Source organism: Roseomonas gilardii (assembly GCF_001941945.1).
In the GTDB taxonomy this organism is placed as follows: Bacteria; Pseudomonadota; Alphaproteobacteria; order Acetobacterales; family Acetobacteraceae; genus Roseomonas.
Window position 1 is genome coordinate 2,626,920 of record NZ_CP015583.1, and the last position, 22,757, is coordinate 2,649,676.

The window sequence follows — 22,757 nt, forward strand, 5'->3', positions numbered from 1 at the left end:
GGCGGTCGGCCATGGCAATGGCGGGGGAAGGCGCGAAGGACAAGGGGAACCCGGCCCTCAGCCGAGGGCCGGGCGGGTAATTCGCGCTGTGTGCCGCCTGGACATGGGCGCCTTATGCGGAGGCCGGTCCGTTCCGGTCAAGTCGCGCGCCATGGCGCGGCCACGCGGCCGGGCCTCAGCCAGCGGAGGCGGCGATGCGGGGCGGAAGCTCTGGCCGGCAAATCCGGGATAGCGAAGGTACGGAAGGGGGGATGGCTGAAGCCCCCCCGTCGCAGCGGGGGCTGCCGGGGCCGGTCTCTCCCGGCGCAAGCCCTGGGAGGATGATCCGGCGGGCCGGGAAGGCGATCGCCGGGAAAGCATGGACGGTCCGTCGCCGGGCCGTCCGTCAGCGAGGGGCTGGCCGCCGGAGGCCGCCGCGCGGCCCGTTGCGGGTCCAGCCCTTTGCGGCGCCGTTACCGGGCCGGTTACTGAACTGGTTACTGGGCCGTGCGGGCCGCGCTGTCGAGCAGGCTGGCGGGCAGATGGTCCATGTGCTGGCGGGCCACGATGTTGCCGACGAGGGAAGCGCCGAGGGCAGCGATGCTGAGCACCAGAGCGAACATGGCAGGGAACTCCTTCGGTCCGGGCCGGCGGAGAAGGCGCTGCGCCATCCTCCGCCCGGCAGGACATCACGGGAGGCGCCGGCGGAAGGCCGGAGCCCGTTTCGGTCAGTCGGCCATCCGCAGGCGCGGCGGCAGGCCGTTCGGGTAGAGCGTGCCCATCACGACCTGAGCGGCGACATTGCCGCCGGCGAGCGCCGCGAGAACAGCAACGAACACGACTTCAAGCATGGGATGACCTCTTGGCTCGGCCGGTCTGATCCGGCCTGTGAGCTGAGCATCAAGATGCTTCGCTGCGGCGCGTCATTCAAGCATAAACGGGGCATCCTGACCCGCTGTTCTTGAATGCCTGAATTGGCCCCAAGTCAAAATCCGCCGTGTCTTATGTAAGTTCCGAGCCATTTGTCTTATGTACGACCCAATCAACTTGGTCATGTATCATATAGATTATGCGCGAGCCGGTCCGGTTCCGGGAATGGCGGCCCCTTGTCGCGGGTCTTCCCCAGGTGGGTGGCGTTCCGGCGCGGCCGGGGGCGGGCAGGCCAGCCACGACGACGCGGCCGTCCGTCGCAGGTCCATCATCGCCGGGCCGCCCGGGCGATCCACGGGCATGTCCGCGGACAGCGGGTGGCGGGCCGGAATACAAACAGCACCCCGCCACCCGGGGGCCGCATCCTAGGGAGCGGGACGGTCCTGGCGCAGCACCCGCCGGGCGTCCTCGGCATCCTGGGCGATGGCGGCCTTGAGTTCCTCCAGCCCGGCGAAGGTCGCGTCCGCCCGCAGGAAGTGCACCAGCCGAACCCGGATCTCCTGTCCGTAGAGGTCGCCGGAGAAGTCGAAGAGATAGACCTCCAGCCGGGTTTGCGGGTCCCCTCCCAGGGTAGGGCGGCGCCCGATATTGGCGACGCCCTTCGCCTCCCGCCCATCCGGCAGCGCCACGGTCACGGCATAGACGCCGCGCGCCGGCTCCAGGTACCGGCCGAGCCAGAGATTGGCCGTGGGCCAGCCCAGGACGCGGCCCAGCTTGTCGCCATGCACGACCTCCCCCGCGATCTCCCAGACCCGGCCCAGGTCGCGCGTGGCGCGCTCCGGATAGCCGTCCTGCAGGGCGCGGCGGATGCGGGTGGAGGACAGGGTGCCCTCGGCATCCGATACCGGCGGCACCACGGACAGGCCGATGCCGCGCGCCTCCGCCGCATGGGCCAGGAAGGCGGTGTCGCCGCCCCGCCGGTGCCCGAAGGCGAAGTCGGCGCCGCAGGCCAGGTGACGCGCCCCGAGCCCACGATGCAGCACCTCCTCCACGAAGTCCTCCGCGCTCATCGCCGCCAGTTCGGGTCCGAAGGGCAGCGCATAGACGATGCGGCAGCCCCCCGCCGCCAGCGCCCGCCGCTTCGCCGGCAGGGGCGTCAGCCGGAAGGGCGGGTCGTCGGGGCGGAAATACTCGCGCGGATGCGGCTCGAAGGTGAGCGCCGCCAGGGGCAGGTCAGGCCGCGCGGCGTGGGCCGCGCCCAGCACCGCCCGGTGGCCGCGATGCACGCCGTCGAAATTGCCCAGCGCCACGGCCGCGCCGCGTGCCGCCGCCGGCACGTCGCGCCAGTCCGTGAGCAACAGGCACTCCGCTTCGGGAACGGAAGACTGGGTCATGGCCGGAACCCCGCTGCAGCCGCTCAGGTCTGGGCCGGGCTGACGATCCAGCGCGCCACCTCGGGCGGGCGGAAGGCGGCCAGCATGTCCAGCGCCTGGTCCGGCGTTTCCGCCCGCATGGCCAGCAAGCGGTGCTCGGGCTTCAGGAAGCCTTCCGCCTGCATCCCGTCCAGCGCCTTCATGAGATGCGTCCAATAGCCATCGACATCGAGGAAGACCGCGCCCTTGGTGTGCAGGCCGAGCTGCGACCAGGTCAGCACTTCGAAGACCTCCTCCATCGTGCCGAAGCCGCCGGGCAGGATCACGAAGCCGTCCGACAGCTCCGCCATCATCGCCTTGCGCTCGTGCATCGATCCCACGACATGCAGCCGCGTCACCGAGCCGTGCCCGACCTCGCGCTGCATCAGCGCCTCGGGGATCACCCCATCCACCTCGGAGCCGTTCGCCAGGGCGGCATCGGCCACCACGCCCATCAGCCCGACCTTGCCGCCGCCATAGACCAGGTCCAGTCCCCGCGCCGCGATCGCCTCGCCCAGGGCGCGGGCGGTCTCGGCATAGACCGGGCGGGCGCCGCCGCTGGCGCCGCAGAACACACAGACACGCTTCAACGTCTTCGTCTCTTCCATGGCCCTGATCTAAGGGCATCGGCGCCGCCGGGGAAAGCGGGCCGGGATGACGATCCGCTCAGGCGGGGCGCCGCCCCTCCCGCATCGCGAATCCCCGCCACCCCCCGTGGACAAGCCGGGCGGGCGGCGCGACACCACCCGCTTTCCAACCGGGGACCTGCCGCCGGGCGGGCGCCAAGCCCCCTGGGACAGGCCGCCTTGCCGCGAGGAGCCTGCATGCCCGCCACCGAGATCGGAACCAGCGAGAGACTGCTGGAGGAACTGCGCCTCTGGGTCGAGACGGAGACCCCGACCACCGATCCCGCCGCGGTGAACCGGCTGGTGGACCGTGCCGAGGCCGGGCTGCGCGAGGCCGGCGCCGCGCTGGAGCGCATCCCCGGCCGCGACGGCTATGGCGACAACCTGATCGCCCGCCTGCCCGGCCCCGCCGGCAGCAACCGCAAGCCGGTGGTGGTCTGCGTGCATCTCGACACGGTGTGGGACAACGGCACCCTCGCTTCCTCGATGCCCTTCCGGGTCGAGGGCGACAAGGCCTATGGCCCCGGCATCTACGACATGAAGGCGGGCTCCTTCCTCGCCTTCCACGCGGTGCGCGAGATCCTGCGGCAGAAGGTGGCGACGCGGAGCCCGGTCACGCTGATCATGACGCCGGACGAAGAGGTCGGCTCCCCCACCTCCCGCGCCATCATCGAGCGCGAGGCGCGCGACGCCTCGGCCGTGCTGATCGCCGAGCCGGCGGGCGGGCCGCAGGGCGCCTGCGTCACCGCGCGCAAGGGCGTGGGGCGCTTCGTGGTGAAGATCCATGGCGTTTCCGCCCATGCCGGCGGCAACTGGAGCGAGGGGCGCAGCGCCGTGGTGGCGCTGTCCGAGCTGGTGCTGAAGGTGCACGGGATGGTGGACCTGGAGCGCGGCGTGACCACCAACGTGGCCCCCGTCTGGGGCGGCACCCGCCCCAATGTCGTCCCGCCCGAGGCCGGCTGCGAGATCGACCTGCGCGTTGCCAACGAGGCGGATGGCGTGGCGATGGAGCGGGCCATCCTGGCCCTCGCCGGGGAACGGGACGGCATCCGCATCGAGATCACCGGCGGCATGAACCGCCCGCCGATGGAGGAGACGGCGGAAACCCTGCGCCTTTACGAGACGGCGTGCCAACTGGCGCGGCAGGCGGGCTATGACCTGCCGAAGCAGCATCGCGGCGGCGGTTCGGACGGCAACTTCACCGCCGCGCTCGGCATCCCGACCCTGGACGGGCTGGGCTGTACCGGCGCGGGCGCCCATGCGCCGCACGAGCATATCCTGTGGCGCGACCTCGCCGCGCGGGGGCAGGTGCTGGCGGGGCTGATCGAGACGCTCTGAGGCATCGCCGATGGCCCTGGTGGGGGCCATGGCCTCCGCCACGGGCTTGACACGGCCGTGGCGGAGGCCAGGGTAATACCCAAAGGAAACATCGGTATTACCGGAAGCAAGCCATGGCCACCATCGTCACCAGCAAGGGGCAGGTCACCATCCCGAAGCCGGTCCGAGACCTGCTTGGCATCACCACCGGCACCGCCGTCGAATTCCAGGTCGCACCGGATGGCCGAGTGGTGCTGGCACGCGCCGATGACACGGCCGCCCCCCGCAGCCGCTTCGAGCGGCTGCGGGGGGCGGCCGGGCATGGCATGAGCACCGACGAGATCATGGCCCTGACGCGGGGTGACTAAGGAAGCGAGCGAGCCGGGCCCGGAGGGCGAACCTGGGGTATGACGCTGGTCGATACCAATATCCTGCTCGACCTCGCCACCGACGACCCGAACTGGGTGGACTGGTCCATCCGGCAACTCGATGCCGCGACCGTTGCCGGCCCATTGCTGATCAACGACATCGTCTATGCGGAATTGTCGGTTCGCTTCCCGGCGATCGAAGCCGTGGATGCCTTTCTGGAAGGGGCCGGAGTCGTGTTGCAGCCGATGCCCCGGGCAGCCTTGTTCCTGGCTGGCAAGGCCTTCCAGAACTACCGGGCGCGCGGCGGGTCACGGACAGGTGTGCTTCCGGACTTCCTGATCGGCTCCCATGCTGCCGTCGCGAAACTGCCCCTGCTCACGCGGGATGTCGGACGCTACCGCAGCTATTTCCCCTCCGTCACCCTGATCGCGCCCGGAGCCTGACAGGCTTCCGTGAGTGCCCCCGGGGGGACACCCTCCCCCCGGAGCACGGCAAGGCTGCTCAGCCCCGCGACGCGCGCTGCAGCGCCATCCAGACCTTCTCCGGCGTGGCGGGCATGTCCACCGGCTCGGCCCCGGCGGCGCGCAGCGCATCAGCGAGCGCGTTCATCACCGCCGGCAGTGAGCCGGCGCAGCCGGCCTCGCCGCAGCCCTTGGCACCGACCGGGTTGGTCTTGGCCGGGACGGGCCGGGAGGCGGTGAGGATCGGCGGCAGGTCCTCGGCGCGCGGCAGGGCGTAGTCCATGAAGGAGGCGGACAGGATCTGCCCGCCCTCGTCATAGGAGACGCGCTCCATCAGCGCCTGGCCGATGCCCTGGGCGACGCCGCCATGCACCTGCCCCTGCACCATCATCGGGTTCACCTCGACGCCGAAATCGCTGACGGCGAGGTAGCGCACGAGATGCACATGGCCGGTTTCCGGATCGACCTCGACCTCGGCGACGTGGCAGCCATTGGGATAGGCCATCGGCTTGTCCTCGGTGACATGCGTCACGTCGAGGGAGCGCAGCTCCTCCGGCAGTTCCGGCGCGGTCCGCATGCGCGCGGCCAGTTCCAGGATGCCGATGCCGCGATCCGTGCCGGCGATGGCGAAGCGGCCATTCTCCGGGTCGAACTCGATATCCGCCACGGCGGCTTCGAGGAGGTGCGAGGCGGCTTCGCGGCCCTTCTCGATCACCTTCTCCGAGGCCTCGATGATCGCGGTGCCGGAGGACATCATGGAGCGCGACCCGCCGGTGCCGCCACCGTGCTTCAGCAGGTCGGAATCGCCCTGGATCAGCCTGATCCGGTCGAAGGGCACGCCGAGGCGGCTGCCGAGGAGCTGCGCGAAGGGAGTCCAGTGGCCCTGGCCGTAGTCGAGCGTGCCGGTGATGATGGTGACGCCGCCATCCTCCTCGAAGCGAACGCCGCCATGCTCCTTGCCGGCGGGGGCGGTGCATTCGAGGTAGTTGCCGAGCCCGCGCCCGCGCAACAGCCCGCGCGAGGCGCTGTCTTCCCGGCGCGCGGCGAAGCTGTCCCAGTCGGCCTGGCGCAGCGCCTCCTCCATCAGCGCGGTGAACTCGCCGCCGTCATACTGTGTGCCGGCGGCGGTGCTGTAGGGCATCTGCCCGGGCTGGATGTGGTTGCGGCGGCGCAGTTCCAGCGGGTCCATGCCGATCTGCGCCGCGGCGGCCTCGACCAGCCGCTCCATGTAGTAGTTGCCCTCGGGGCGCCCGGCGCCGCGATAGGCGCCGACGGGGCTGGTGTTGGTGAAGACCGACTTGGTATCCACCTCGATCAGCGGCGTGGCGTAGTTGGACTGGATGTTCTTGACGAAGCCCATCGTGCCCATCAGCGGGCCGACCGTGGTGAGGTAGGCGCCCATATTGGCGAAGGAGGTCAGCCGCACCGCCAGGAAGCGCCCCTCCGCGTCCAGCGCCAGTTCCGCCACCGTCTCGTGGTCGCGCCCGTGCTGGTCGGAGACGAAGGAGCCGGAGCGCTCGTCCGTCCACTTCACCGGCCGGCCCAGCAGCCGCGCCGCGTGGAACATGCCGGGATATTCCGGATAGACCGTGCCCTTCATGCCGAAGGAGCCGCCGACCTGGGTGGTCAGCACATGCACCTTCTCCACCGGCACCCTGAGGATGTCCTCGGCGATCTGGCGGCGCAGGCCGAAGACGCCCTGCGAGCAGGCGCGCAGCGTGTAGCGACCGCTCTCCGCGTCGTATTCCGCGATGGCGGCACGCGGCTCCATCGCGGCCACCACGATGCGGTTGTTGCGCAGCGACAGCTTCACCCGGTGCGCGGCGCCGGCGAAGGCGGCGGCGACCTTTTCCGCATCGCCCGAATGCCAGTCCAGCACCACGTTGCCCGGCACGTCGTCGTAGAGTTGTGGCGCGCCCGGCGCGGCGGCGGCGGAGGCCTCGGTGACGGCGTCGAGCGGGTCGATGTCCAGCATCACCGCCTCCGCCGCGTCGCGCGCCTCGGCCGGCGTCTCGGCGATGACGATGGCCACGGGGTCGCCGACATAGCGCACGCGGTCCATCGCCAGGGCCGGGCGGACCGGCGAGGAAAGCGGGCTGCCGTCGCGGTTCTTCAGCGGCATGGCGCATTTGATCGGGCCGTATTCCGCGAGATCGGCCCCGGTGTAGATCGCCAGCACGCCCGGCATGGACTTCGCCTCGGCCGTGTCGATGCCGTTGATCACGCCGTGGGCATAGGGGCTGCGCACCATCCAAGCATAGGCCTGCCCCTCGGCCTGCAGGTCGTCCGTGTAGCGCCCCTCGCCCCGCAGCAGCATCGGGTCCTCCCGCCGCGTGACCGGCTGGCCCACGGCGAAGCGCATGCGGGTGGGATCGGGCATGGTCGTATCGGGCATGGCGTGGCCTCCGGAAGCGGACGGATCGGTATGCGGCCCAGATGGGGCAGGACAGATGAGGCGGGCCGTCGGCCCACTCGACAGGAGGGGCCACCACCAGGGCGAGAGGCAAAAACCGGGCCGGAACGGGGATTCCGGTCTTGGCTTGGCGGACGGCCGGGAGGATGGTGCGCCCGTTTCATCGCGAGGGGAAGTCATGGACGGCGGCTGGCGCGCTCGGGCGGGATCGATCTTCACCACGCAGAAGGCACCGGCCACCGGCAGCCGTGGCATGGCGGTGACCAACCACCCGCTGGGCTCCGCCGCCGCGGCCGAGATGCTGGCGGCCGGGGGCAACGCGGTGGACGCCGCCATCGCCGCCTTCTTCACCCTCTCGGTGGTGGAGCCGATGATGACCGGGCCGCTGGGCGGTGGCCTGACGCATCTGCGCCTCGCCGATGGGCGCCACGTCATCGTGGACGGGCTTTCCGCCGCGCCGCTGGCCGGGTCGGGGAGCATGTACACCCCGGCCTCCGACGACCCGGCGCGGCGCATGGAGACGCTGGGCCGGGCCAACACGGTCGGGCCCCTGGCCGTCGCCTCGCCGGGCGCGCTGCGCGCCTGGTGCGACATCCTGGCCCGCTATGGCACGTTGCCGCTCGCGGATGTGATGGAGCCGGCGATCCGCCATGCCAGCCGGGGCTTCATCGTCACCACCTATCTCGCCGACTGCATCGCCGACGCGGCGGCGGACCTGGCGCTGGACCCGGAGATGGCGCGGGTCTTCCTGCCCGGCGGCACGCCGCTGAAGGCCGGGGCGCGGCTGGTCCAGGGCGACACGGCCGAGACGCTGCGCACCATCGCCCAGGAAGGGCCGGACGCCTTCTACCGGGGCGCGCTGGGGCAGGCCGCCTGCGACTGGTTTGCCCGGAACGGCGGCATCCTGACGCGGGAGGACCTCGCCAGCACCGCGCCGGTCGAGCGCGAGCCGGTGCGCGGCACCTATCGCGGGCATGAGGTGGTCGGCCCGCCCGCTCCCTCCGCCGGCGGCATGCACATAGTGCAGATGCTGAACTTCCTGGAGGGCTTCGATCTCCGTGCCCTGGGCTTCGGCACGGCGCCGACCCTGCACCGGATCGCCGAGGCGCTGAAGCTCGCCTTCGCCGACCGCGCCATGGTCACCGCCGATCCGGCTTTCGTGCGCATCCCGGTGGAGCGGCTGATCTCCAGGGACTATGCCGGGGAGCGCCGCGCGGAATTCGACCCCGGCCACGCGCGCGACTGGGCGCCCGGCCTCGCGCCGCTGGCCGAGAGCGCCGACACCACCCATGTCACCACCGCCGACGCCGCCGGCAATGTCGTGGCCATGACGCAGACCATCAACGGCCTTTTCGGCGCGCGGGTCCGCATCCCCGGGCTGGGGCTGATCCCCAACAACTACATGTGCAACTTCGACCCCCGGCCCGGCCTGACCCAGTCCGTGGCGCCGGGCAAGCGCATCACCACCTCCATGGCACCGACCATCGTGCTGCGCGACGGCAGGCCGGTCTTCGCGCTGGGCCTGCCGGGCGGGCTGAAGATCTTCGGCTCCGCGATGCAGGCGGTGTTGAACATGATCGACCATGGCATGAGCCCGCAGGAGGCTGTGGAAGCCCCCCGGATCTGGACCCAGGGCCTGGCGCTGGAGGCCGAGGGCGGCGTCGCCCCGACGGTGCGGGAGGAACTCGCCGCCATGGGCCACAAGGTCGCGACGGTGCCGACCGTGGGCGGCGGCATGAACCTGATCGCTTTCGGGGAGGGTGGCACGATGACCGGCGCCGCCTGCTGGCGTGCCGATGGCACGCCCATCGGCGTGGCGGGCGGGCTGGCGAAGTCCGGCGTGCGTTTCGTGCTGGAGCAGGCGCGGCGGTAGCGCCGCCGACGCAACCGTTCCGTCACACCCGGCATTACCGGACCGGTTCCATGGAAAGGGAGCGGTCCGCCGATGGACAGTTCCGCCCTCACCGCGCGCAAGAGCATCCCCGACATCGTCGCCTCCGCCGATGGCGGCGAGGCGCCGCTGCGCAAGAGCCTGGGCCCCGTCAGCATCACCGCCATGGGCATCGGCGCGATCATCGGCGCCGGCATCTTCGTGCTGACCGGCACGGCGGCGGCACAGTATGCGGGGCCGGCGCTGATGCTGAGCTTCTTGCTCGGCGGCATCGCCTGCGCCTTCGTCGGCCTCTGCTACGCCGAGCTGGCGGCGCTGATCCCCGTCAGCGGCAGTTCCTATACCTATACCTATGCCACGCTGGGCGAGCTGGCCGCCTGGATCATCGGCTGGGACCTGATCCTGGAATACGCCATGGGCGCGGCGACCGTGGCGGTTGGCTGGTCGGGCTATGTGGGCAGCCTGCTGGGCGGGTTCGGCCTGCACCTGCCGCCGGCGCTGACGCAGGCGACCGGCACCGTCGTGCATCTGGCCGATGGCAGCGAGGCGCGGGCGCTGCTCAACCTGCCCGCCGCGCTGATCGTGCTGGCGCTGACCGCGCTGCTGGTGCTGGGCACGCGGGAGTCCTCGCGGCTGAACAACATCATGGTGGCGGTGAAGCTGGCCATCGTGCTGGCCTTCATCCTGGTCGGCGCGGCCTATGTCAGCCCGGCCCACTGGCAGCCCTTCCTGCCCGCGAACACCGGCGAGTTCGGCCATTTCGGCTGGAGCGGCGTGCTGCGCGGCGCGGGCGTGGTGTTCTTCGCCTTCATCGGCTTCGACGCCATCTCCACCGCGGCGCAGGAGGCGAAGTCGCCCCAACGCGACATGCCCATCGGCATCCTCGCCTCGCTGGCCGTCTGCACCCTGCTCTATGTGCTGGTGGCGGCGGTGCTCACCGGGCTCGTGCCCTATGCGCAGCTCAACGTCGCCGATCCCATCGCCAAGGGCGTCGATGCCATGGGCCTGCCCTGGCTTTCCGGCCTGATCAAGATCGGCGCCATCGCCGGGCTGACCACGGTGATCCTCGTCCTGCTCTATGGGCAGAGCCGGATCTTCCTCACCATCTCCCGCGACGGGCTGCTGCCACCGGTCTTCTCGCGCATCCATCCGCGGCGGCACACGCCCTGGATCAGCCAGATCGCGATCGGCTCCATCGTGGCGCTGATCGCGGCGGTGCTGCCCATCGGCATCCTGGGCGAGATGGTGAGCATCGGCACGCTCTTCGCCTTCGTGATGGTCTGCGGCGCGGTGCTCTATCTCCGCCGCCACGCGCCGCGCATGGACCGGCCCTTCCGCGCGCCGGGCGTGCCGGTCGTGCCGGTGCTGGGCATCGGCTTCAGCCTGCTGCTGATGGCGGGACTGCCGTTCGACACCTGGCTGCGGCTGGTGGTGTGGATGGCGGTGGGGCTGGTGATCTATGCGCTCTACGGCCGCCGCCACTCCCTGCTACGCCAGGAGGGCCGGGCCGGGCCGGGGCAGCCGGCGGAGTGAAGGTCAGACCAACCCCTCCTCATCCTCCGGCCGTCCGCGCTTCATCCGGCCGCGCGACAGCTCGCTCACCACGCCGTGCAGGGTCCGCAACTCCTGTTCCGTCACCTCGCCGCGCTGGAAGAGGTGGCGCAGGTTGCGGATCATCCCCGGCCGCTTCTGCGCGTTGCTGAGGAAGCCGCAGGCATCCAGTTCCGAGGTCAGGCGCCCGAGGAAGCCTTCCAGCTCCTCCTTGGTGGCGACATGCGTCTCGTTGGTCATGAGCTGGCGCTGCGGCGTCGCCTCGGCGGCGGTCCACCACTCATAGGCCAGCACCATCACCGCCTGGGCGAGGTTCAGCGACATATGGGCGGGGTTCAGCGGGTAGCGCACCAGCGTGTCCGCCCGCGCCATGTCCTCGTTGTCCAGCCCGGCCCGCTCCGGCCCGAACAGCACCGCCGCCCGCAGCCCGCGCCCGTTGATCTCGCGCAGGTCCTCGGCCGCCGCTCGCGCCGTGCGCACGGGGATGATCACATGGCGCGGGCGTGGGCAGGTGGCGAAGACGCGCTGGCAATCCCCCACCGCCTCCGCCACCGTCGCATGCACCGTGGCGGCATCGAGGATGCGCCCGGCGCCGCTCGCCGTGGCCCAGGCGCGCTCCTGTGGCCAGCCGTCGCGGGGCGCCACGAGGCGCAGATGGAACAGCCCGCCATTGGCCATGGCCCGCGCCACGGCGCCGATATTGTCCGCCAGTTGCGGCCGGACCAGCACCACGATCGGGCTCTCGCCCGGTGCCGGATGCAGGTCCGCGCCGCCATCCCGTCCCGTCATGCCCTCGCTCTCCCGCCTCGCGCCCATGTCAGGCCGCGTGCATGCGTCGCCGGAGGCGCCGGAGCAAGGGGCCGCCGCGCGGGGCTCAGTTCAGCCGCTTGCGGATCGCCTCCAGCTCCCGGATCTCCCGCTCCTGCGCCGAGACCACATCCTGGGCGATCTTCCGGATCTCCGGGTCCTTGCCGTATTTCAGCACGATCCGGGCCATGTCGATGGCGCCCTGGTGGTGCGGGATCATCCCGGCCACGAAATCCTTGTCGGCATCGCCCGTATAGGGGATGGCCATGGCCCCGTGCATCTTCTCCATGGCGGCGCGGTATTCCGCCGTGCTGGGGCTCGACGCGGCCTGCCCCGTGGCGGGGGCGGCGGGGGCGGATGGCGAGGCGCCGTGGCCTGTATGGCCGGACATCTGCGCCATGGCCGGCACGGCGAGGGTCAGCCCTCCCAAAAGCAGCAGGGCACGGAACATTGGGTTTCTCCTTCCCGGATTGCGGAGAAACAGGGCTGCGGCCTTCCCCTTGCGGGAAGGCAAGAGGCCTTTGCGCGCTTTCCCGACACGTTTGGCGCCGCCGCTGTCCCTGGGCGTGTTCCTCCGCCTCCGTCCGGCCAGGGCGTCATCGGCATTTCACTGGACCGGGCCCGGTATCCGGGCCACCCCTCGCCCCCCCCGCCGGGATCAGGGAAACGCGCCATGCACCAAGCCAAGGTCACCACGCTGTGGGAGGCGAATGCGGAGCACTGGACGCGGCAGGTCCGTGCCGGGCTCGATGTCTATCGTGACGCTCTGAACACGCCGGCCTTCCTGGCCATGCTCCCACCCGTAGCGAAGCTGGAAGGGCTCGACATCGGCTGTGGCGAAGGGGCCAACACCCGCCAGCTCGCCCGGCACGGCGCCCGGATGCGGGCGGTGGACATCGCCCCCACCTTCATCCGCCATGCGCGGGAAGCCGAGGCGGCGGAGCCGCTCGGCATCGCCTATGGCGTGGGGGACGGCACCGCCCTGCCCTTTCCCGATGCGCGCTTCGACTTCGCCACGGCGTTCATGTCGCTGATGGACATGCCGGATCAGGCGCTGGCACTGCGCGAGACGGCGCGGGTGCTGCGCCCCGGTGGCTTCCTGCAGTTCTCGATCCTGCACCCCTGCTTCGCGCCGCCGCACCGGAAGGTGCTGCGCGAGGCCGATGGCCGGGTGCGCGGCGTCGAGCTGGCGCGCTACTTCGAGGACACCGCCGGGGCCGTGGAGGAATGGCACTTCTCCACCCTGCCCCCGGCGGAACGCACCCGCGTGCCGCCCTTCCGCGTGCCGCGCTTCCACCGGACCCTGTCCGGCTGGGTCGGGATCATCCTGGCGGCCGGGCTGCGGATCGAGGCGATGGGCGAGCCCTCGGCCAGCGAGGAGGTGGCGCGGGAGGTGCCGGGCGTGGCCGACACGCGGGTGGTGCCGCTTTTCCTGCATATCCGCGCGCGGAAGGGCTGAGGCGCTCCCGGCCGAGGGAGCGCCTCGCGCCACCGCTCAGGCCCGGCGCCAGGTCGTGCCCTTGGGGCCGTCCTCCAGCACGATGCCCTTCGCGGCGAGGTCGTCGCGGATGCGGTCGGCCTCCGCCCAATCGCGTGCCTTGCGGGCGGCGAGGCGCGCGGCGATGGCGGCTTCGACCACCGCTGCCTCGCCATCCGCGCCGGCGTCCCCGCCCTGGCGCCAGACCTGCGGATCGCTGCCGAGCAGCCCCAGCACCCCGGCGGCCTCGCGCAGCGCCGCCGCCGCCGTGCCGGGCGCAGGAGCCTCGGCGAGGCCGACGCGGCCCAGCACCACGGTCGCGGAGCCGCCCACGGCGCCGATATTGGCCAGCGTCCGCAGGTCGCGCAGCCGGGCGAGCGCCAGCGGCGTGTTCAGGTCGTCGGCCAGCGGCTCCACCGCCCAGGCGGCGAGTTGCGCGGCCTGATCCTCATCCGCCGCGGCATCCGAGGGAATGCGGGCCAGCAGGGCGTAGAAGTCGTCCAGCTCCCGCTTCGCCTCCTCCAGCCGCTCCTGCGTGTAGTCGATCTCGGAGCGGTAATGGGTGCGCAGCAGCAGCAGGCGGAAGGCCTCGCCCGCCCAGGGCCCGTTGGCCAGGATGTCGCGCACGGTGAGGAAGTTGCCGAGCGACTTCGACATCTTCTCGCCGTTCACCCGGAGCATGCCGTTGTGCATCCAGTAATGCGCGAAATGGCTGCCGGGGAAGGCGCAGCAGCTCTGCGCCACCTCGTTCTCATGGTGCGGGAAGAGCAGGTCCTGCCCGCCGCCATGGATGTCGAACTCCTCGCCGAGATACTTCCACGACATGGCGGAGCATTCGATATGCCAGCCGGGGCGCCCACGGCCCCAGGGGCTGTCCCAGCCCGGCGTCTCGTCGTCCGAGGGCTTCCACAGCACGAAATCGCCCGGATCGCGCTTGTAGGGCGCGACCTCGACACGGGCGCCGGCCAGCATCTCCTCCGGATCGCGGCCCGAGAGCCGCCCGTACTCGGCATAGGCGGAGACGGAAAAGAGCACATGCCCCTCCGCCACATAGGCATAGTCGTTGGCGATCAGCCGCTCGATGATCGCGATCATCTCGGGGATCGTCTCGGTCGCACGCGGCTCGTGGTCCGGCGGCGCGCAGTTCAGCGCCGCCATGTCCGCGTGGAAATCCGCCGCCGTGCGCGCGGTGATGGCGGCGATCGGCTCGCCCGTCTCGCGGGAGCGCGCGTTGATCTTGTCGTCCACGTCCGTGATGTTGCGGACATAGGTGACGCGCGGGAAAGCGCGGCGCAGGAAGCGCGTGAGCACGTCGAAGACGACGACCGGCCGCGCATTGCCGAGATGCGCGAGGTCATAGACCGTCGGGCCGCAGACATAGAGGCGGATGTTCTTCGGGTCGATCGGCGTGAAGTCGCGCTTGCGCCGCTGGGCGCTGTCGTGGAGCTGGATCTGCATCAATCGGTACTCATCCCGCCGAGGCGGTGAGCCGCTGCACGGCGCGGTCGCGCCCGATCAGCGGCAGGAGGGCCTTGAGGTCGGGCCCGTGTTCCTCGCCGGTCAGCGCCCGGCGCAGCGGCCAGAACAACACGCGGCCCTTGCGCCCCGTGCGTCCCGCCAGTTCCGCCGTCCATCGCGACCAGGTGTCACCGTTCCAGGGCTCCTCGGGCAGGCAGGCCAGGGCGGCGCGGAGAAAATCCGCTTCCTCGGGCTGCTCGGAGGGAAGGATATCCCCCTCCACCACGTCGAGCCAGTCCTTTGCTTCCCCGAGCGTGTCGAGATTGCCCCGGACCGCCAGCCAGAACTCCTCCGTGGCCTCGGGCGGCAGCCGGTCGCGCAGGGCGGCGAAGTCCAGCCCGTGCAGGTATTTCCGGTTCAGCGCCATCATCTGCCGCGGGTCGAAGCGCGCGGCGGAGCGGGACAGCCCCTCCAGCGACCAGCCCGCCACCAGGTTGGCCGGCATGGCGGGCACCGGGTCGCGCGGCGAGCCCAGCGCGGCGAGGTAGCCGGCCAGCGCCGCCGGCTCGATCCCGTCGCGGCGGAACTGGCGCAGCGAGACGCTGTTCAGCCGCTTCGACAGCGGCGCGCCCTCGGCATCCACCAGCAGCGGCAGATGGGCGAAGCGGATCTCCCGCCCCATGCCCAGCGCGCCCATGATGTCGAGCTGGATGCCGGTGTTGGTGACGTGGTCCTCCCCCCGGATGACATGGGTGATCCCCGTTTCCAGGTCGTCCACCACCGAGGTGAAGGTATAGAGGAAGGTGCCGTCCGCGCGCACCAGCACCGGGTCGGACAGGGCCGGGAGCTTCACCCGCCGGTCGCCCAGCACCATGTCGCGCCAGCCCACTTCGCCGCCCGAGAGCTTGAAGCGCCAGTAGGGCCGCTTGCCGTTCGCCTCGGCCTTGGCGAGCTGCTCCGGCGTCATCCGCAGCGCGGCGCGGTCATAGACGGGCGCCTTGCCCTGGCGGCGGCGCTGCTCGCGCTTGAACTCCAGCTCCTCCTCGCTTTCCAGGCAGGGATAGAGCCGGCCCTGCGCCTTCAGCTTCTCGGCGGCGGCGGCGTAGAGGGCGGTGCGGTCGGACTGGCGCAGGAACGCGTCCCAGTCGAGGCCGAGCCAGCGGAGATCCTCCTCGATCGCCCGGGCATATTCGGGCTTGGAGCGCTCCGTGTCGGTGTCGTCCAGGCGCAGGAGGAACTGCCCGCCCTGGCGGCGCGCGAAGAGCCAGTTGGCCAGCGCGGCCCGGGCATTGCCGACATGGATGTAGCCGGTCGGGCTGGGGGCGAAGCGGACCTTCATGCCTCGTCCTCCCCTTCCTCGTCCCCGTCCAGCCGGCGCGGGTCGAGCACGCGCCAGTTACGCTCCTCGGCATCGGCGGCGCGCGTCGCGGCGAAGCCCTTCACCTCGGCGCCGCTGGTCCAACCCTCGCCGCCCGCGCCGGTCACGTCGGCATCCTCGCCGAAGGCGAACCAGGCGGCGAGCACCTCCTCCCCGGTCATGCCGGGGGCGCGGCAGCGCTCGACGGAATCCCGCACATAGCGGCGGGCGAAGGCATTGGCGTGGGCCAGGCTCTCGAAGCCGCGGATCGTCTCCACCGGCTCGGCGCCATTGCCGCCGGAGAGGTCGCGGATGCGGACGGCATAGCCGCCCTCGGGGGAGAAAAGGTCGCTCATGCCGGAAGCGTCATGCCAGTTGGGCCGTAAATCCGTTCGTGATCGGGGTGCGCCGGGCCGGGCCGGCGGGACCGATCCCCCAGCCCGGCGGCGAGGTCCGGCGCTTGTACGCGGCCCCGTCCATCAAACGCCAGACCCGCAGCACCGTCGCCCGGTCATGCCCGTCCCGCAGCAGCGCGTCCAGGGGCGACCCGTCATCCGGCCCGGCCTCCCCGGCCAGGGCCCGCAGGATGGGGTCGAGCCGTTCCGCCGGGGGCAGGCCGGCGGGCAGGTCCGGCGCGGGAGCCTCGGAGGGGCGCAGCAGCACCTCGGTCAGCCAGCCCCGCTCCAGCCCCCAGCGGGCGAGCACGGCGGCCTCGCTATCATAAAGGCCGGAAAGCGGCGCATAGGCCCCCGGCCCCATCAGCCCCAGCAGGTATCGGGACCGCGTACCGGAGGATAGCAGCAACGCCCCACGCGCCTCGGCCAGCGCCTCCAGCAGCAGGTGGCGCAGGCGCGGCGAGACGTCGAGGTCCCGGGCCTCCGCTCCCAGCACCGAATGGACCGCGCCGGTGGCGGAACCGGTCGGCAGGGTGTCGGTGCCGATGCCCAGGCGCAGGGCGCATTCCGCCGCCCGCCGGCCGGAGCGGATGCCGAGCCCCGGCAGCAGCACCGCCCGCACATGGGCCGCCCCGATGGCCTCCACCGCCAGCAGGGCCGTCAGCGCGGCCGCCGGGGTGCCATCCAGCTCCATCAGGATCTCGCGATGGCCGTTCTTCAGCAGATGGGCGCGAAGCCCTGTCAGCAGCGCCTCCCAGAGCACCCCCGGCTCCCCGGGTGCTTCGGGCAGGGGCTGCGGCACCGCCTCCCACCCCGCGTCGCCCTGCCGCCAATCCGAGAGGCACAGGGTCTCGGCCAGGCCGGGCAGGCGCAAGGCCAGCCGGCGGTCGGCATTCAGGGCGAAGGAGGCGCCGTCGAAGGCGATGCCGTCCTGCGCCCCGGCGAGATTGACCGAGAGCAGCGGCAGGCCGGTCTCCACCACCCGGGCCACCGCCCGGTCGATGCGCCGCTCCGCCCCGCCCGGCCGGAAGGGCTCGGCCTCCAGGACCAGCAGGAGCTCGGCGCCGCTTTCGGACAGGGTCTCCGCCACCGCCGGCCCGGCGGAATCCGGCCCCACCATCACGCCGAGGCGCAGGCCGCGGAAGACCATCGGCCCGGGGGCCGGGCCGGTCGCGAAGAGAGTCACGTCCTCTGCCAGCCCGGGCTCGCCGGGTTCGTGCCGCGCCCGCCGCGCGCGGACCTGTCCGCCATCGAGGAGGATGGCGGCGTCGTGGCAGCGCCCAGCCTCCCGCCAGGGGGCGCCGAGCAGTAGGCCGGGCCCGCCATCGCCCGTGGCCTCGGCCAGATGCCGGATCGCCGCCTCGCAGGCGGCCAGCACGGCGGGATCGCGCGCCAGGTCCTCGGGCGGCGCGCCCAGCAGGGCGAGACGCGGCGCCACCAGCAGGTCGGCCCCCTGCGCGGCGGCCTCCGCGCGCAGCGCCAGGAGACGGGCGGCGTTGCGCCTTATGTCCCCCATCCAGGGATCGGTCTGGGCCAAGGCGATGCGCAGGGAGGCGGATTCCGGCATGGCCAGGAGGCTAAATCAGAGCGTCTCCCGGGGGAATTCACGGATGGGGGAAAATATCCGCGTAAAACAAAGTATTAATTGGTGACGTTGAGAGCGGTGCGAGAGGGCGGCCCAGAGCAGCCCCGAGGCCCCTGCCCCAGCCCTATCCCCAGCCCTATCCCCGGGCCGCGCGGCGGCCGCCCCAGGGTCCCAGCACGCCCAGGATGATCCCTGCGGAGACCAGCGCCACCCCGGCCAGCCCGCCGGGCGACAGCGCCTCGCCCAGCAGCGGCCAGGCGGCGATCGTGGCCAGGGCGGGCACGAAGGCGGTGATGGTCGTGGCCGTCGCCGCCCCCAGCGCGTTCACCGCGCGGGTGTAGAGGAAGCTCGCCATCACCGCCGCGATGATGCCCTGGTAGGCGAACTGCCAGAGCACCGGCCCCCAGCCGATGGCCGGCAGGTTGCTCGGCAGGCACAGCCACCAGAGCGGCAGGAAGACCGGCGCCGGCAGCAACGCCACGGCCAGCACCGCCGTCAGCGCCGGCACGCGCCAGCGTCGCACCAGCAGCGTGTAGATGGACCAGAACACGCCCGCGAGGAGGAAGAGCAGGTCGCCCCGCCAGGCGCCCGGATGCTCGCCCAGCGTCGCCCCGGCCAGCAGCGCGATGCCGAGCGCCACCACCAGCAGGGACAGCACGCGCTGCCGCGTCCAGCGCTCGCCCAGGAAGACGACCGCCAGGGCGGTGGTGACGAAGGGCAGCGTGCCGATCAGCATCACCCCGGCATGGGCGGTCGGCGCATAGGCGAAGCCCGCATAGACGGGCAGCGCGTAGCCGAAGCCGGCGCAGAAGGCGAGCGCGGCCCCCCTGGCCAGGGATAGGCGCGGCCAGCCCCGCCAGGCCACCACCGCGAGCCCGGCCAGCAGGCTGCCGGTGAAGCGCAACGCCGCCATGTCGCCCGGGGTGAAGGCCTGCCTGGTCGAGAGCCGTCCGGAGAGCAGGAAGCCCGACCAGCAGACCAGCACGCCCAGCATGCAGAGCAGGCCCAGCCGCCATTCCCGGGCCGCCTCCGTGGGGTCGCGGGGCGCGCACCCGGGCAGGGTGTCCTCCTCCGCCGGCGCCGGGCGCTTCGTGGAGGAGCTGGACGGCAGGGGCCGGGCGACGCAATCGGGCATGGCGGCCGAGACTGCGGCAGGTCAGCATCGCTGTCCATTCCAATGTCCCCGCCTGCCATGCGCCCCTGCCGATGGCGCGCTGTTTCCCCTGGTGCCGCCCTCTTGCCATCCCCAGCCGCGGCGCGGGACAAACCCGGGCATGAGCCAGACCCTGCCGCGCCTCAGCCCTGGGGATTTCGTCGCCGCGCTGACCCTGCCGGATGCGCAGGGCGGGGCCTGGGACGTGTCGCACCAGTCCATCGCCCACCTGCACCGCATCCTGCTGCTGCCGCCCTTCCCGGCGGAGGCGGCGCTGCTGGAGGCGGAGCGCAAGGCCCGTGCCCTCGGCGCCATGCTGGTGCTGGTGGAGGCCGCGCCGCCGGATGGCATCCTGCGCGAGGAAGCGCTGTCCCGCGTCTTCGATCCGGAGCGGCAACTCGCCGGCATGCTTGGCCTGGGGGCGGAGGGCGGCGCGGCGGTGCTGCTGGCGCGCGGCAAGATCGGCCATGTCGCGGCCGGTCCCGGGGCGCTGGAGGAGGTGCTGGACACGCTGGTGCCGCCCGCCCCGCCGGTGCTGCGTGGCACCCCGGCCCCGGTGCTGATCATCCCGGACATCCTGGAGCCGGCGCTGGTCTCCGCCCTGCTGCGGCACTGGCAGGCCGGGGAGAAGATGAAGGACCGCGTGGCCAGCGCCGCCGGGGCCGCCAAGGCCGCCGCCGGCATCAAGCGGCGCGCCGATGTCGCGCTGGATGACCGGCAGCTCTATGCGGGTTTCGCCGAGCGCCTGAAGCGGCGCGTGCTGCCGGAGATGATGCGTGCCTTCCGCTTCCGCGCCGCGAGCTTCGAGCCGCCTCGCATCGGCTGCTACGATTCCGCCGATGCCGGGGCCTTCGGTGCGCATCGCGACAACCGTACCCCCTTCACCCGGCACCGCCGCTTCGCGCTCAGCCTGAACCTGAACAGCCAGGGGATGGACTACGACGGCGGCACCCTCACCTTCCCCGAATTCGGCCCCGACCGGTATGCGCCGGCGGCCGGCGGCGGCGCGGTGTTCTGCTGCGACCTACTGCACGAGGCCCTGCCGGTCACGCGCGGGCGCCGCTTCGCCATCTTCACCTTCTTCACCGATGCCGAGGGCGCGCAGGCGGAGCAGGAGATGATCCGCCAGCGCGGTGCCGGCCAGGAGGGCGCCGTCCGGATGCAGGGCTGAGCCCCCCGTCCGGCGCCCCACCCGGCCGTCACGCGGCCCGGATCGCCCCCAGGAAGCTGCCCGCCTGGGCGCGCAGGCTGGCGGCGCGTTCGGACAGGTCGCCGCTGGCGGCCATGATCTGCGCCGCCGCCGCGCCGGTCTGCTCCGCCGCGCCCTGCACCTGGCCGATGGCATCGGCCACCATGCCGCTGCCCTCCGCCATCTGCGCCGCCGAGCGGGCGATCTCGCGCGTCGTGCTGCCCTGCTGCTCCACCGCCGCCGCGATGGCCGTGGCGATCTCGCTGGTGCGCTCCACCGTGCTGCCGATGCCCTGGATGGCGGAAACCGCCTCGGCGGTCGCCGACTGCATCTGGCCGATCTGCGCGGTGATCTCCTCGGTGGCGCGGGCGGTCTGCGCGGCCAGGCCCTTCACCTCCCCGGCCACCACCGCGAAGCCCTTGCCCGCCTCGCCGGCCCGCGCCGCCTCGATCGTCGCGTTCAGCGCCAGCAGGTTGGTCTGTCCCGCGATGTCGGAGATCAGCCGCACCACGTCGCCGATCCGCCTGGCGCCCTCGCTCAGCGAGCGCACGATGGAATCAGTGGACTGCACCTCGCTCACCGCCTGCCCCGCCACGGTCGCGGCCTCGCCGACGCGGCGGGTGATCTCGCTCACGCTGGCGGCCATCTCCTCCGCCGCCGCCGCCACCGCCTGCACATCGGCACTGGACTGGCGCGAGATCTCGGCCACCTCCCGCGCGCGCTCGCCGGAATCCGCGGCGGAGGCGGAGACCGCCGTCACCGCCTGGCGCAGCTCGTCGGCGCGGCTGGCCACGCCCTCCACCTGGCGGCTCACCTCCGCCTCGAAGACATCGGCCAGCCGCGCCTGCTCCGTCACCACGGTCCAGCTCAGCATTGGGCCGACATAGCCGCCGGCGGCATCGATGATGGCCGTGGCCCTCAGGTCGCAGACCTCCCCGCCCAGCGTGACCCGGGTGCGGTGGGGCAGGCGCGACGGGTCGGACAGGATGGCGCGCGCGTCCTGCACGTGGCGGTGGAAGATGTCGATGCTCTGGCCCTTCACCGCCTCCGGCGCGCAGGGCAGCACGCCGCGCAGCCGCTCCAGCAGCGCGGTCATGCCGGCATTCACATAGGTGATGCGGAACTCGTCCTTCGGGTCGGCGGTCATGATGCCGACCGGCAACTGCTCGATCATCTGCCCGCGCGCGAAAGCCTCGCCCGCCACCGCGCGCAGCCGTTCCAGCGCCTGGGCGATCGCCCCGATCTCGTCACGCCGGTCGCGGTCGGGCACGGGCTGCCTGACATCGCCGACGGCGATGGCGGCGACCGCCGCGGCGAGGCGACGCATCGGCGCCCCGATGGCGCGCGCATTGATCCAGCCCGAGAGCACCAGCAGCAGCGCCACGATGCCGCCCAGGACCAGCGGCAGCTTCCACAGCCGCTGGATCGAGCGCTCCACCCCCGCATCCGCCTGGACGACGCGCTGGGCCAGCGTCTGGCCGGCGCTGTCGCCGATCTCCCGCAGGGCCCGGGCGCCGGGCTGGACCTTCTGGACCATGATGCCCTCCAGCGCCTCGCCAGATCCCAGGATCTCCTCCGTCGCCGCGATCATCTCACCCGCCAGGCGGCCCACCTTGCTCACATCCTCCTTCAGCCGCTCCGCCATCGGCACGTTGAGGGCCGATTGCAGATGGACCCTCTGCTGCGCGATGGCCGAGCGGATGCGGCGCGACTGCTGGCCGTCCTGCGTGATCAGGAAGCGCTGCAGCCCGAAGCGGATGTCGTTCACCGCGTTCTGGAAGCTCGTCATCCGGTCCCGCAGCTCGGTGGCCGCGGAATTGCTGTCCGTGTCGAACTCGATGGCGCCGAAGACGCTTTCCAGCGCCTGATCGATGGCGCCGCTGGTGGGATAGAAGCGGTCGTCGCGCGCCTGCAGCAGGTGCTGGCGGCTGCTGGCCATGTCATCGACCGCGCCGGCATAGGCCTGCAACAGCGCTGGCAGCTCCCCGAGCCTTCCCCGCAGCGCGTCCGGCACGTCGCGCAGCAGATCCTCCCCCTGCGTCTCCGCTCGCCGCAGCAGGTTCCGTGCCCGTTCCCTGACATCCCGCACGGCCTCCGTGGTCTGAGCCGCGCGCAGGGTGAGGGCCAGGGCCGGAACGTCCTGGACCGTGTCGGACAGGTCGTTGAGATGCAGCGCCGTCCTGTTGGCCCGCGAGAACTCTTCCGCCTGCTGTCCGATGGAACCGACCTCCTGCCAGATCACGGCCGGCAGCATTCCCAGGAGAAGAAGCGTCAGCCCGGCGGAGACGGCCAGCTTCCGCCCCACGGAAAGATCACGATACAGGCGCATCCAAACCCCCAGCACTCAAATGCGGGAAGGATGAGGTGGAAAGGTGAAATGCCGGTGAATGCCGGACGGTGCCCACCGAGAAGTCCCGGCCTGGAAGGCTGACATGGCATACGGCGTT

20 protein-coding genes are annotated in these 22,757 nt (G+C 71.9%); 7 read left to right on the forward strand and 13 right to left on the reverse strand.

The window, feature by feature from the left end; all coding sequences use genetic code 11:
* Window positions 1-476 precede the first annotated feature (476 nt).
* The 4 genes from RGI145_RS26020 to RGI145_RS12035 form a co-directional block, all read right to left on the reverse strand.
* Window positions 477-602 (reverse strand): hypothetical protein, encoded by a 126-nt coding sequence (locus RGI145_RS26020; RefSeq protein WP_256620831.1) that lies wholly within the window; start codon window positions 600-602, stop codon window positions 477-479.
* Window positions 603-707: 105 nt separating this feature from the next.
* A complete protein-coding gene (locus RGI145_RS26025) occupies window positions 708-830 on the reverse strand; it encodes a hypothetical protein (protein ID WP_256620830.1) in 123 nt (40 codons plus the stop codon).
* Between the two features lie 444 nt (window positions 831-1,274).
* Window positions 1,275-2,243, reverse strand: a complete 969-nt coding sequence (locus RGI145_RS12030) for a bifunctional riboflavin kinase/FAD synthetase (protein WP_075798532.1) — start codon at window positions 2,241-2,243, stop codon at window positions 1,275-1,277.
* A gap of 23 nt (window positions 2,244-2,266) precedes the next feature.
* Window positions 2,267-2,869 (reverse strand): LOG family protein, encoded by a 603-nt coding sequence (locus RGI145_RS12035; RefSeq protein ID WP_075798533.1) that lies wholly within the window; start codon window positions 2,867-2,869, stop codon window positions 2,267-2,269.
* A 216-nt stretch (window positions 2,870-3,085) separates the two neighbouring features.
* Between RGI145_RS12035 and RGI145_RS12040 the strand changes: the two genes are divergently transcribed.
* The 3 genes from RGI145_RS12040 to RGI145_RS12050 all read left to right on the forward strand — a co-directional run bounded on the left by RGI145_RS12040 (window position 3,086) and on the right by RGI145_RS12050 (window position 5,016).
* Entirely contained in the window at window positions 3,086-4,225 is a 1,140-nt protein-coding gene (locus RGI145_RS12040) for a M20 family metallopeptidase (protein WP_075798534.1), read from the forward strand.
* A 113-nt stretch (window positions 4,226-4,338) separates the two neighbouring features.
* Window positions 4,339-4,572, forward strand: coding sequence for an AbrB/MazE/SpoVT family DNA-binding domain-containing protein (locus tag RGI145_RS12045; RefSeq protein WP_075798535.1), 234 nt, complete (start codon window positions 4,339-4,341; stop codon window positions 4,570-4,572).
* Between the two features lie 39 nt (window positions 4,573-4,611).
* Window positions 4,612-5,016 (forward strand): type II toxin-antitoxin system VapC family toxin, encoded by a 405-nt coding sequence (locus RGI145_RS12050; RefSeq protein ID WP_075798536.1) that lies wholly within the window; start codon window positions 4,612-4,614, stop codon window positions 5,014-5,016.
* Window positions 5,017-5,074: 58 nt separating this feature from the next.
* Here RGI145_RS12050 and RGI145_RS12055 read toward each other — a convergent pair whose 3' ends face one another.
* Window positions 5,075-7,429, reverse strand: coding sequence for a xanthine dehydrogenase family protein molybdopterin-binding subunit (locus tag RGI145_RS12055; RefSeq protein ID WP_075798537.1), 2,355 nt, complete (start codon window positions 7,427-7,429; stop codon window positions 5,075-5,077).
* Window positions 7,430-7,625: 196 nt separating this feature from the next.
* Here RGI145_RS12055 and ggt point away from each other — a divergent pair, with 196 nt between their 5' ends.
* Complete coding sequence (ggt, locus tag RGI145_RS12060) at window positions 7,626-9,320, forward strand: gamma-glutamyltransferase (protein ID WP_075798538.1); 1,695 nt, start codon at window positions 7,626-7,628, stop codon at window positions 9,318-9,320.
* 72 nt (window positions 9,321-9,392) lie between these two features.
* Window positions 9,393-10,871 carry an amino acid permease gene (locus RGI145_RS12065; RefSeq protein ID WP_075798539.1) on the forward strand — a complete coding sequence of 493 codons (1,479 nt, stop codon included), beginning with the start codon at window positions 9,393-9,395 and terminating at the stop codon, window positions 10,869-10,871.
* 3 nt (window positions 10,872-10,874) lie between these two features.
* On the opposite strand, the gene RGI145_RS12070 is transcribed toward RGI145_RS12065, so the two are convergent.
* Both RGI145_RS12070 and copM read right to left on the reverse strand, forming a co-directional pair.
* Window positions 10,875-11,678: an RNA methyltransferase gene (locus RGI145_RS12070; protein WP_075798540.1), complete on the reverse strand. Its 804-nt coding sequence runs from the start codon at window positions 11,676-11,678 to the stop codon at window positions 10,875-10,877.
* An 85-nt stretch (window positions 11,679-11,763) separates the two neighbouring features.
* The gene (copM, locus tag RGI145_RS12075) at window positions 11,764-12,147 is read right to left on the reverse strand and encodes a CopM family metallochaperone (protein WP_075798541.1); all 384 of its coding nucleotides are present in this window, start codon (window positions 12,145-12,147) and stop codon (window positions 11,764-11,766) included.
* A gap of 222 nt (window positions 12,148-12,369) precedes the next feature.
* On the opposite strand from copM, the gene RGI145_RS12080 reads away from it, so the two are divergent.
* Window positions 12,370-13,155 carry a class I SAM-dependent methyltransferase gene (locus RGI145_RS12080; protein ID WP_075798542.1) on the forward strand — a complete coding sequence of 262 codons (786 nt, stop codon included), beginning with the start codon at window positions 12,370-12,372 and terminating at the stop codon, window positions 13,153-13,155.
* A 36-nt stretch (window positions 13,156-13,191) separates the two neighbouring features.
* On the opposite strand, the gene cysS is transcribed toward RGI145_RS12080, so the two are convergent.
* The 5 genes from cysS to RGI145_RS12105 form a co-directional block, all read right to left on the reverse strand.
* Entirely contained in the window at window positions 13,192-14,631 is a 1,440-nt protein-coding gene (cysS, locus tag RGI145_RS12085) for a cysteine--tRNA ligase (protein WP_237183057.1), read from the reverse strand.
* A gap of 10 nt (window positions 14,632-14,641) precedes the next feature.
* The gene (gene gltX, locus RGI145_RS12090; RefSeq protein WP_075798544.1) at window positions 14,642-15,970 is read right to left on the reverse strand and encodes a glutamate--tRNA ligase; all 1,329 of its coding nucleotides are present in this window, start codon (window positions 15,968-15,970) and stop codon (window positions 14,642-14,644) included.
* Window positions 15,967-16,344 carry a hypothetical protein gene (locus tag RGI145_RS12095; RefSeq protein ID WP_075798545.1) on the reverse strand — a complete coding sequence of 126 codons (378 nt, stop codon included), beginning with the start codon at window positions 16,342-16,344 and terminating at the stop codon, window positions 15,967-15,969. The genes gltX and RGI145_RS12095 overlap by 4 nt, the downstream gene beginning before the upstream one ends.
* Window positions 16,345-16,354: 10 nt before the next feature.
* Window positions 16,355-17,950 (reverse strand): nitrilase-related carbon-nitrogen hydrolase, encoded by a 1,596-nt coding sequence (locus RGI145_RS12100; RefSeq protein ID WP_075798546.1) that lies wholly within the window; start codon window positions 17,948-17,950, stop codon window positions 16,355-16,357.
* A 154-nt stretch (window positions 17,951-18,104) separates the two neighbouring features.
* On the reverse strand, window positions 18,105-19,103 hold the full coding sequence (locus RGI145_RS12105) for a DMT family transporter (RefSeq protein ID WP_237183058.1): 999 nt from the start codon (window positions 19,101-19,103) through the stop codon (window positions 18,105-18,107).
* A 139-nt stretch (window positions 19,104-19,242) separates the two neighbouring features.
* Here RGI145_RS12105 and RGI145_RS12110 point away from each other — a divergent pair, with 139 nt between their 5' ends.
* Entirely contained in the window at window positions 19,243-20,292 is a 1,050-nt protein-coding gene (locus tag RGI145_RS12110; protein WP_075798547.1) for a 2OG-Fe(II) oxygenase family protein, read from the forward strand.
* Between the two features lie 28 nt (window positions 20,293-20,320).
* On the opposite strand, the gene RGI145_RS12115 is transcribed toward RGI145_RS12110, so the two are convergent.
* On the reverse strand, window positions 20,321-22,639 hold the full coding sequence (locus tag RGI145_RS12115; protein WP_075798548.1) for a methyl-accepting chemotaxis protein: 2,319 nt from the start codon (window positions 22,637-22,639) through the stop codon (window positions 20,321-20,323).
* Window positions 22,640-22,757 lie beyond the last annotated feature (118 nt).

Coding starts and splice junctions, on each gene's coding strand:
- ggt (WP_075798538.1), top strand. CDS start 7,626: ATGGACGGCGGCTGGCGCGCTCGGGCGGGATCGATCTTCACCACGCAG.
- RGI145_RS12115 (WP_075798548.1), bottom strand. CDS start 22,639: ATGCGCCTGTATCGTGATCTTTCCGTGGGGCGGAAGCTGGCCGTCTCC.
- RGI145_RS12095 (WP_075798545.1), bottom strand. CDS start 16,344: ATGAGCGACCTTTTCTCCCCCGAGGGCGGCTATGCCGTCCGCATCCGC.
- RGI145_RS12045 (WP_075798535.1), top strand. CDS start 4,339: ATGGCCACCATCGTCACCAGCAAGGGGCAGGTCACCATCCCGAAGCCG.
- RGI145_RS12110 (WP_075798547.1), top strand. CDS start 19,243: ATGAGCCAGACCCTGCCGCGCCTCAGCCCTGGGGATTTCGTCGCCGCG.
- cysS (WP_237183057.1), bottom strand. CDS start 14,631: ATGCAGATCCAGCTCCACGACAGCGCCCAGCGGCGCAAGCGCGACTTC.
- copM (WP_075798541.1), bottom strand. CDS start 12,147: ATGTTCCGTGCCCTGCTGCTTTTGGGAGGGCTGACCCTCGCCGTGCCG.
- RGI145_RS12040 (WP_075798534.1), top strand. CDS start 3,086: ATGCCCGCCACCGAGATCGGAACCAGCGAGAGACTGCTGGAGGAACTG.
- RGI145_RS12050 (WP_075798536.1), top strand. CDS start 4,612: ATGACGCTGGTCGATACCAATATCCTGCTCGACCTCGCCACCGACGAC.
- RGI145_RS12080 (WP_075798542.1), top strand. CDS start 12,370: ATGCACCAAGCCAAGGTCACCACGCTGTGGGAGGCGAATGCGGAGCAC.
- RGI145_RS12100 (WP_075798546.1), bottom strand. CDS start 17,950: ATGCCGGAATCCGCCTCCCTGCGCATCGCCTTGGCCCAGACCGATCCC.
- RGI145_RS12065 (WP_075798539.1), top strand. CDS start 9,393: ATGGACAGTTCCGCCCTCACCGCGCGCAAGAGCATCCCCGACATCGTC.
- RGI145_RS12035 (WP_075798533.1), bottom strand. CDS start 2,869: ATGGAAGAGACGAAGACGTTGAAGCGTGTCTGTGTGTTCTGCGGCGCC.
- RGI145_RS12055 (WP_075798537.1), bottom strand. CDS start 7,429: ATGCCCGATACGACCATGCCCGATCCCACCCGCATGCGCTTCGCCGTG.
- RGI145_RS12105 (WP_237183058.1), bottom strand. CDS start 19,103: ATGCCCGATTGCGTCGCCCGGCCCCTGCCGTCCAGCTCCTCCACGAAG.
- RGI145_RS26020 (WP_256620831.1), bottom strand. CDS start 602: ATGTTCGCTCTGGTGCTCAGCATCGCTGCCCTCGGCGCTTCCCTCGTC.
- RGI145_RS12030 (WP_075798532.1), bottom strand. CDS start 2,243: ATGACCCAGTCTTCCGTTCCCGAAGCGGAGTGCCTGTTGCTCACGGAC.
- RGI145_RS12070 (WP_075798540.1), bottom strand. CDS start 11,678: ATGACGGGACGGGATGGCGGCGCGGACCTGCATCCGGCACCGGGCGAG.
- gltX (WP_075798544.1), bottom strand. CDS start 15,970: ATGAAGGTCCGCTTCGCCCCCAGCCCGACCGGCTACATCCATGTCGGC.
- RGI145_RS26025 (WP_256620830.1), bottom strand. CDS start 830: ATGCTTGAAGTCGTGTTCGTTGCTGTTCTCGCGGCGCTCGCCGGCGGC.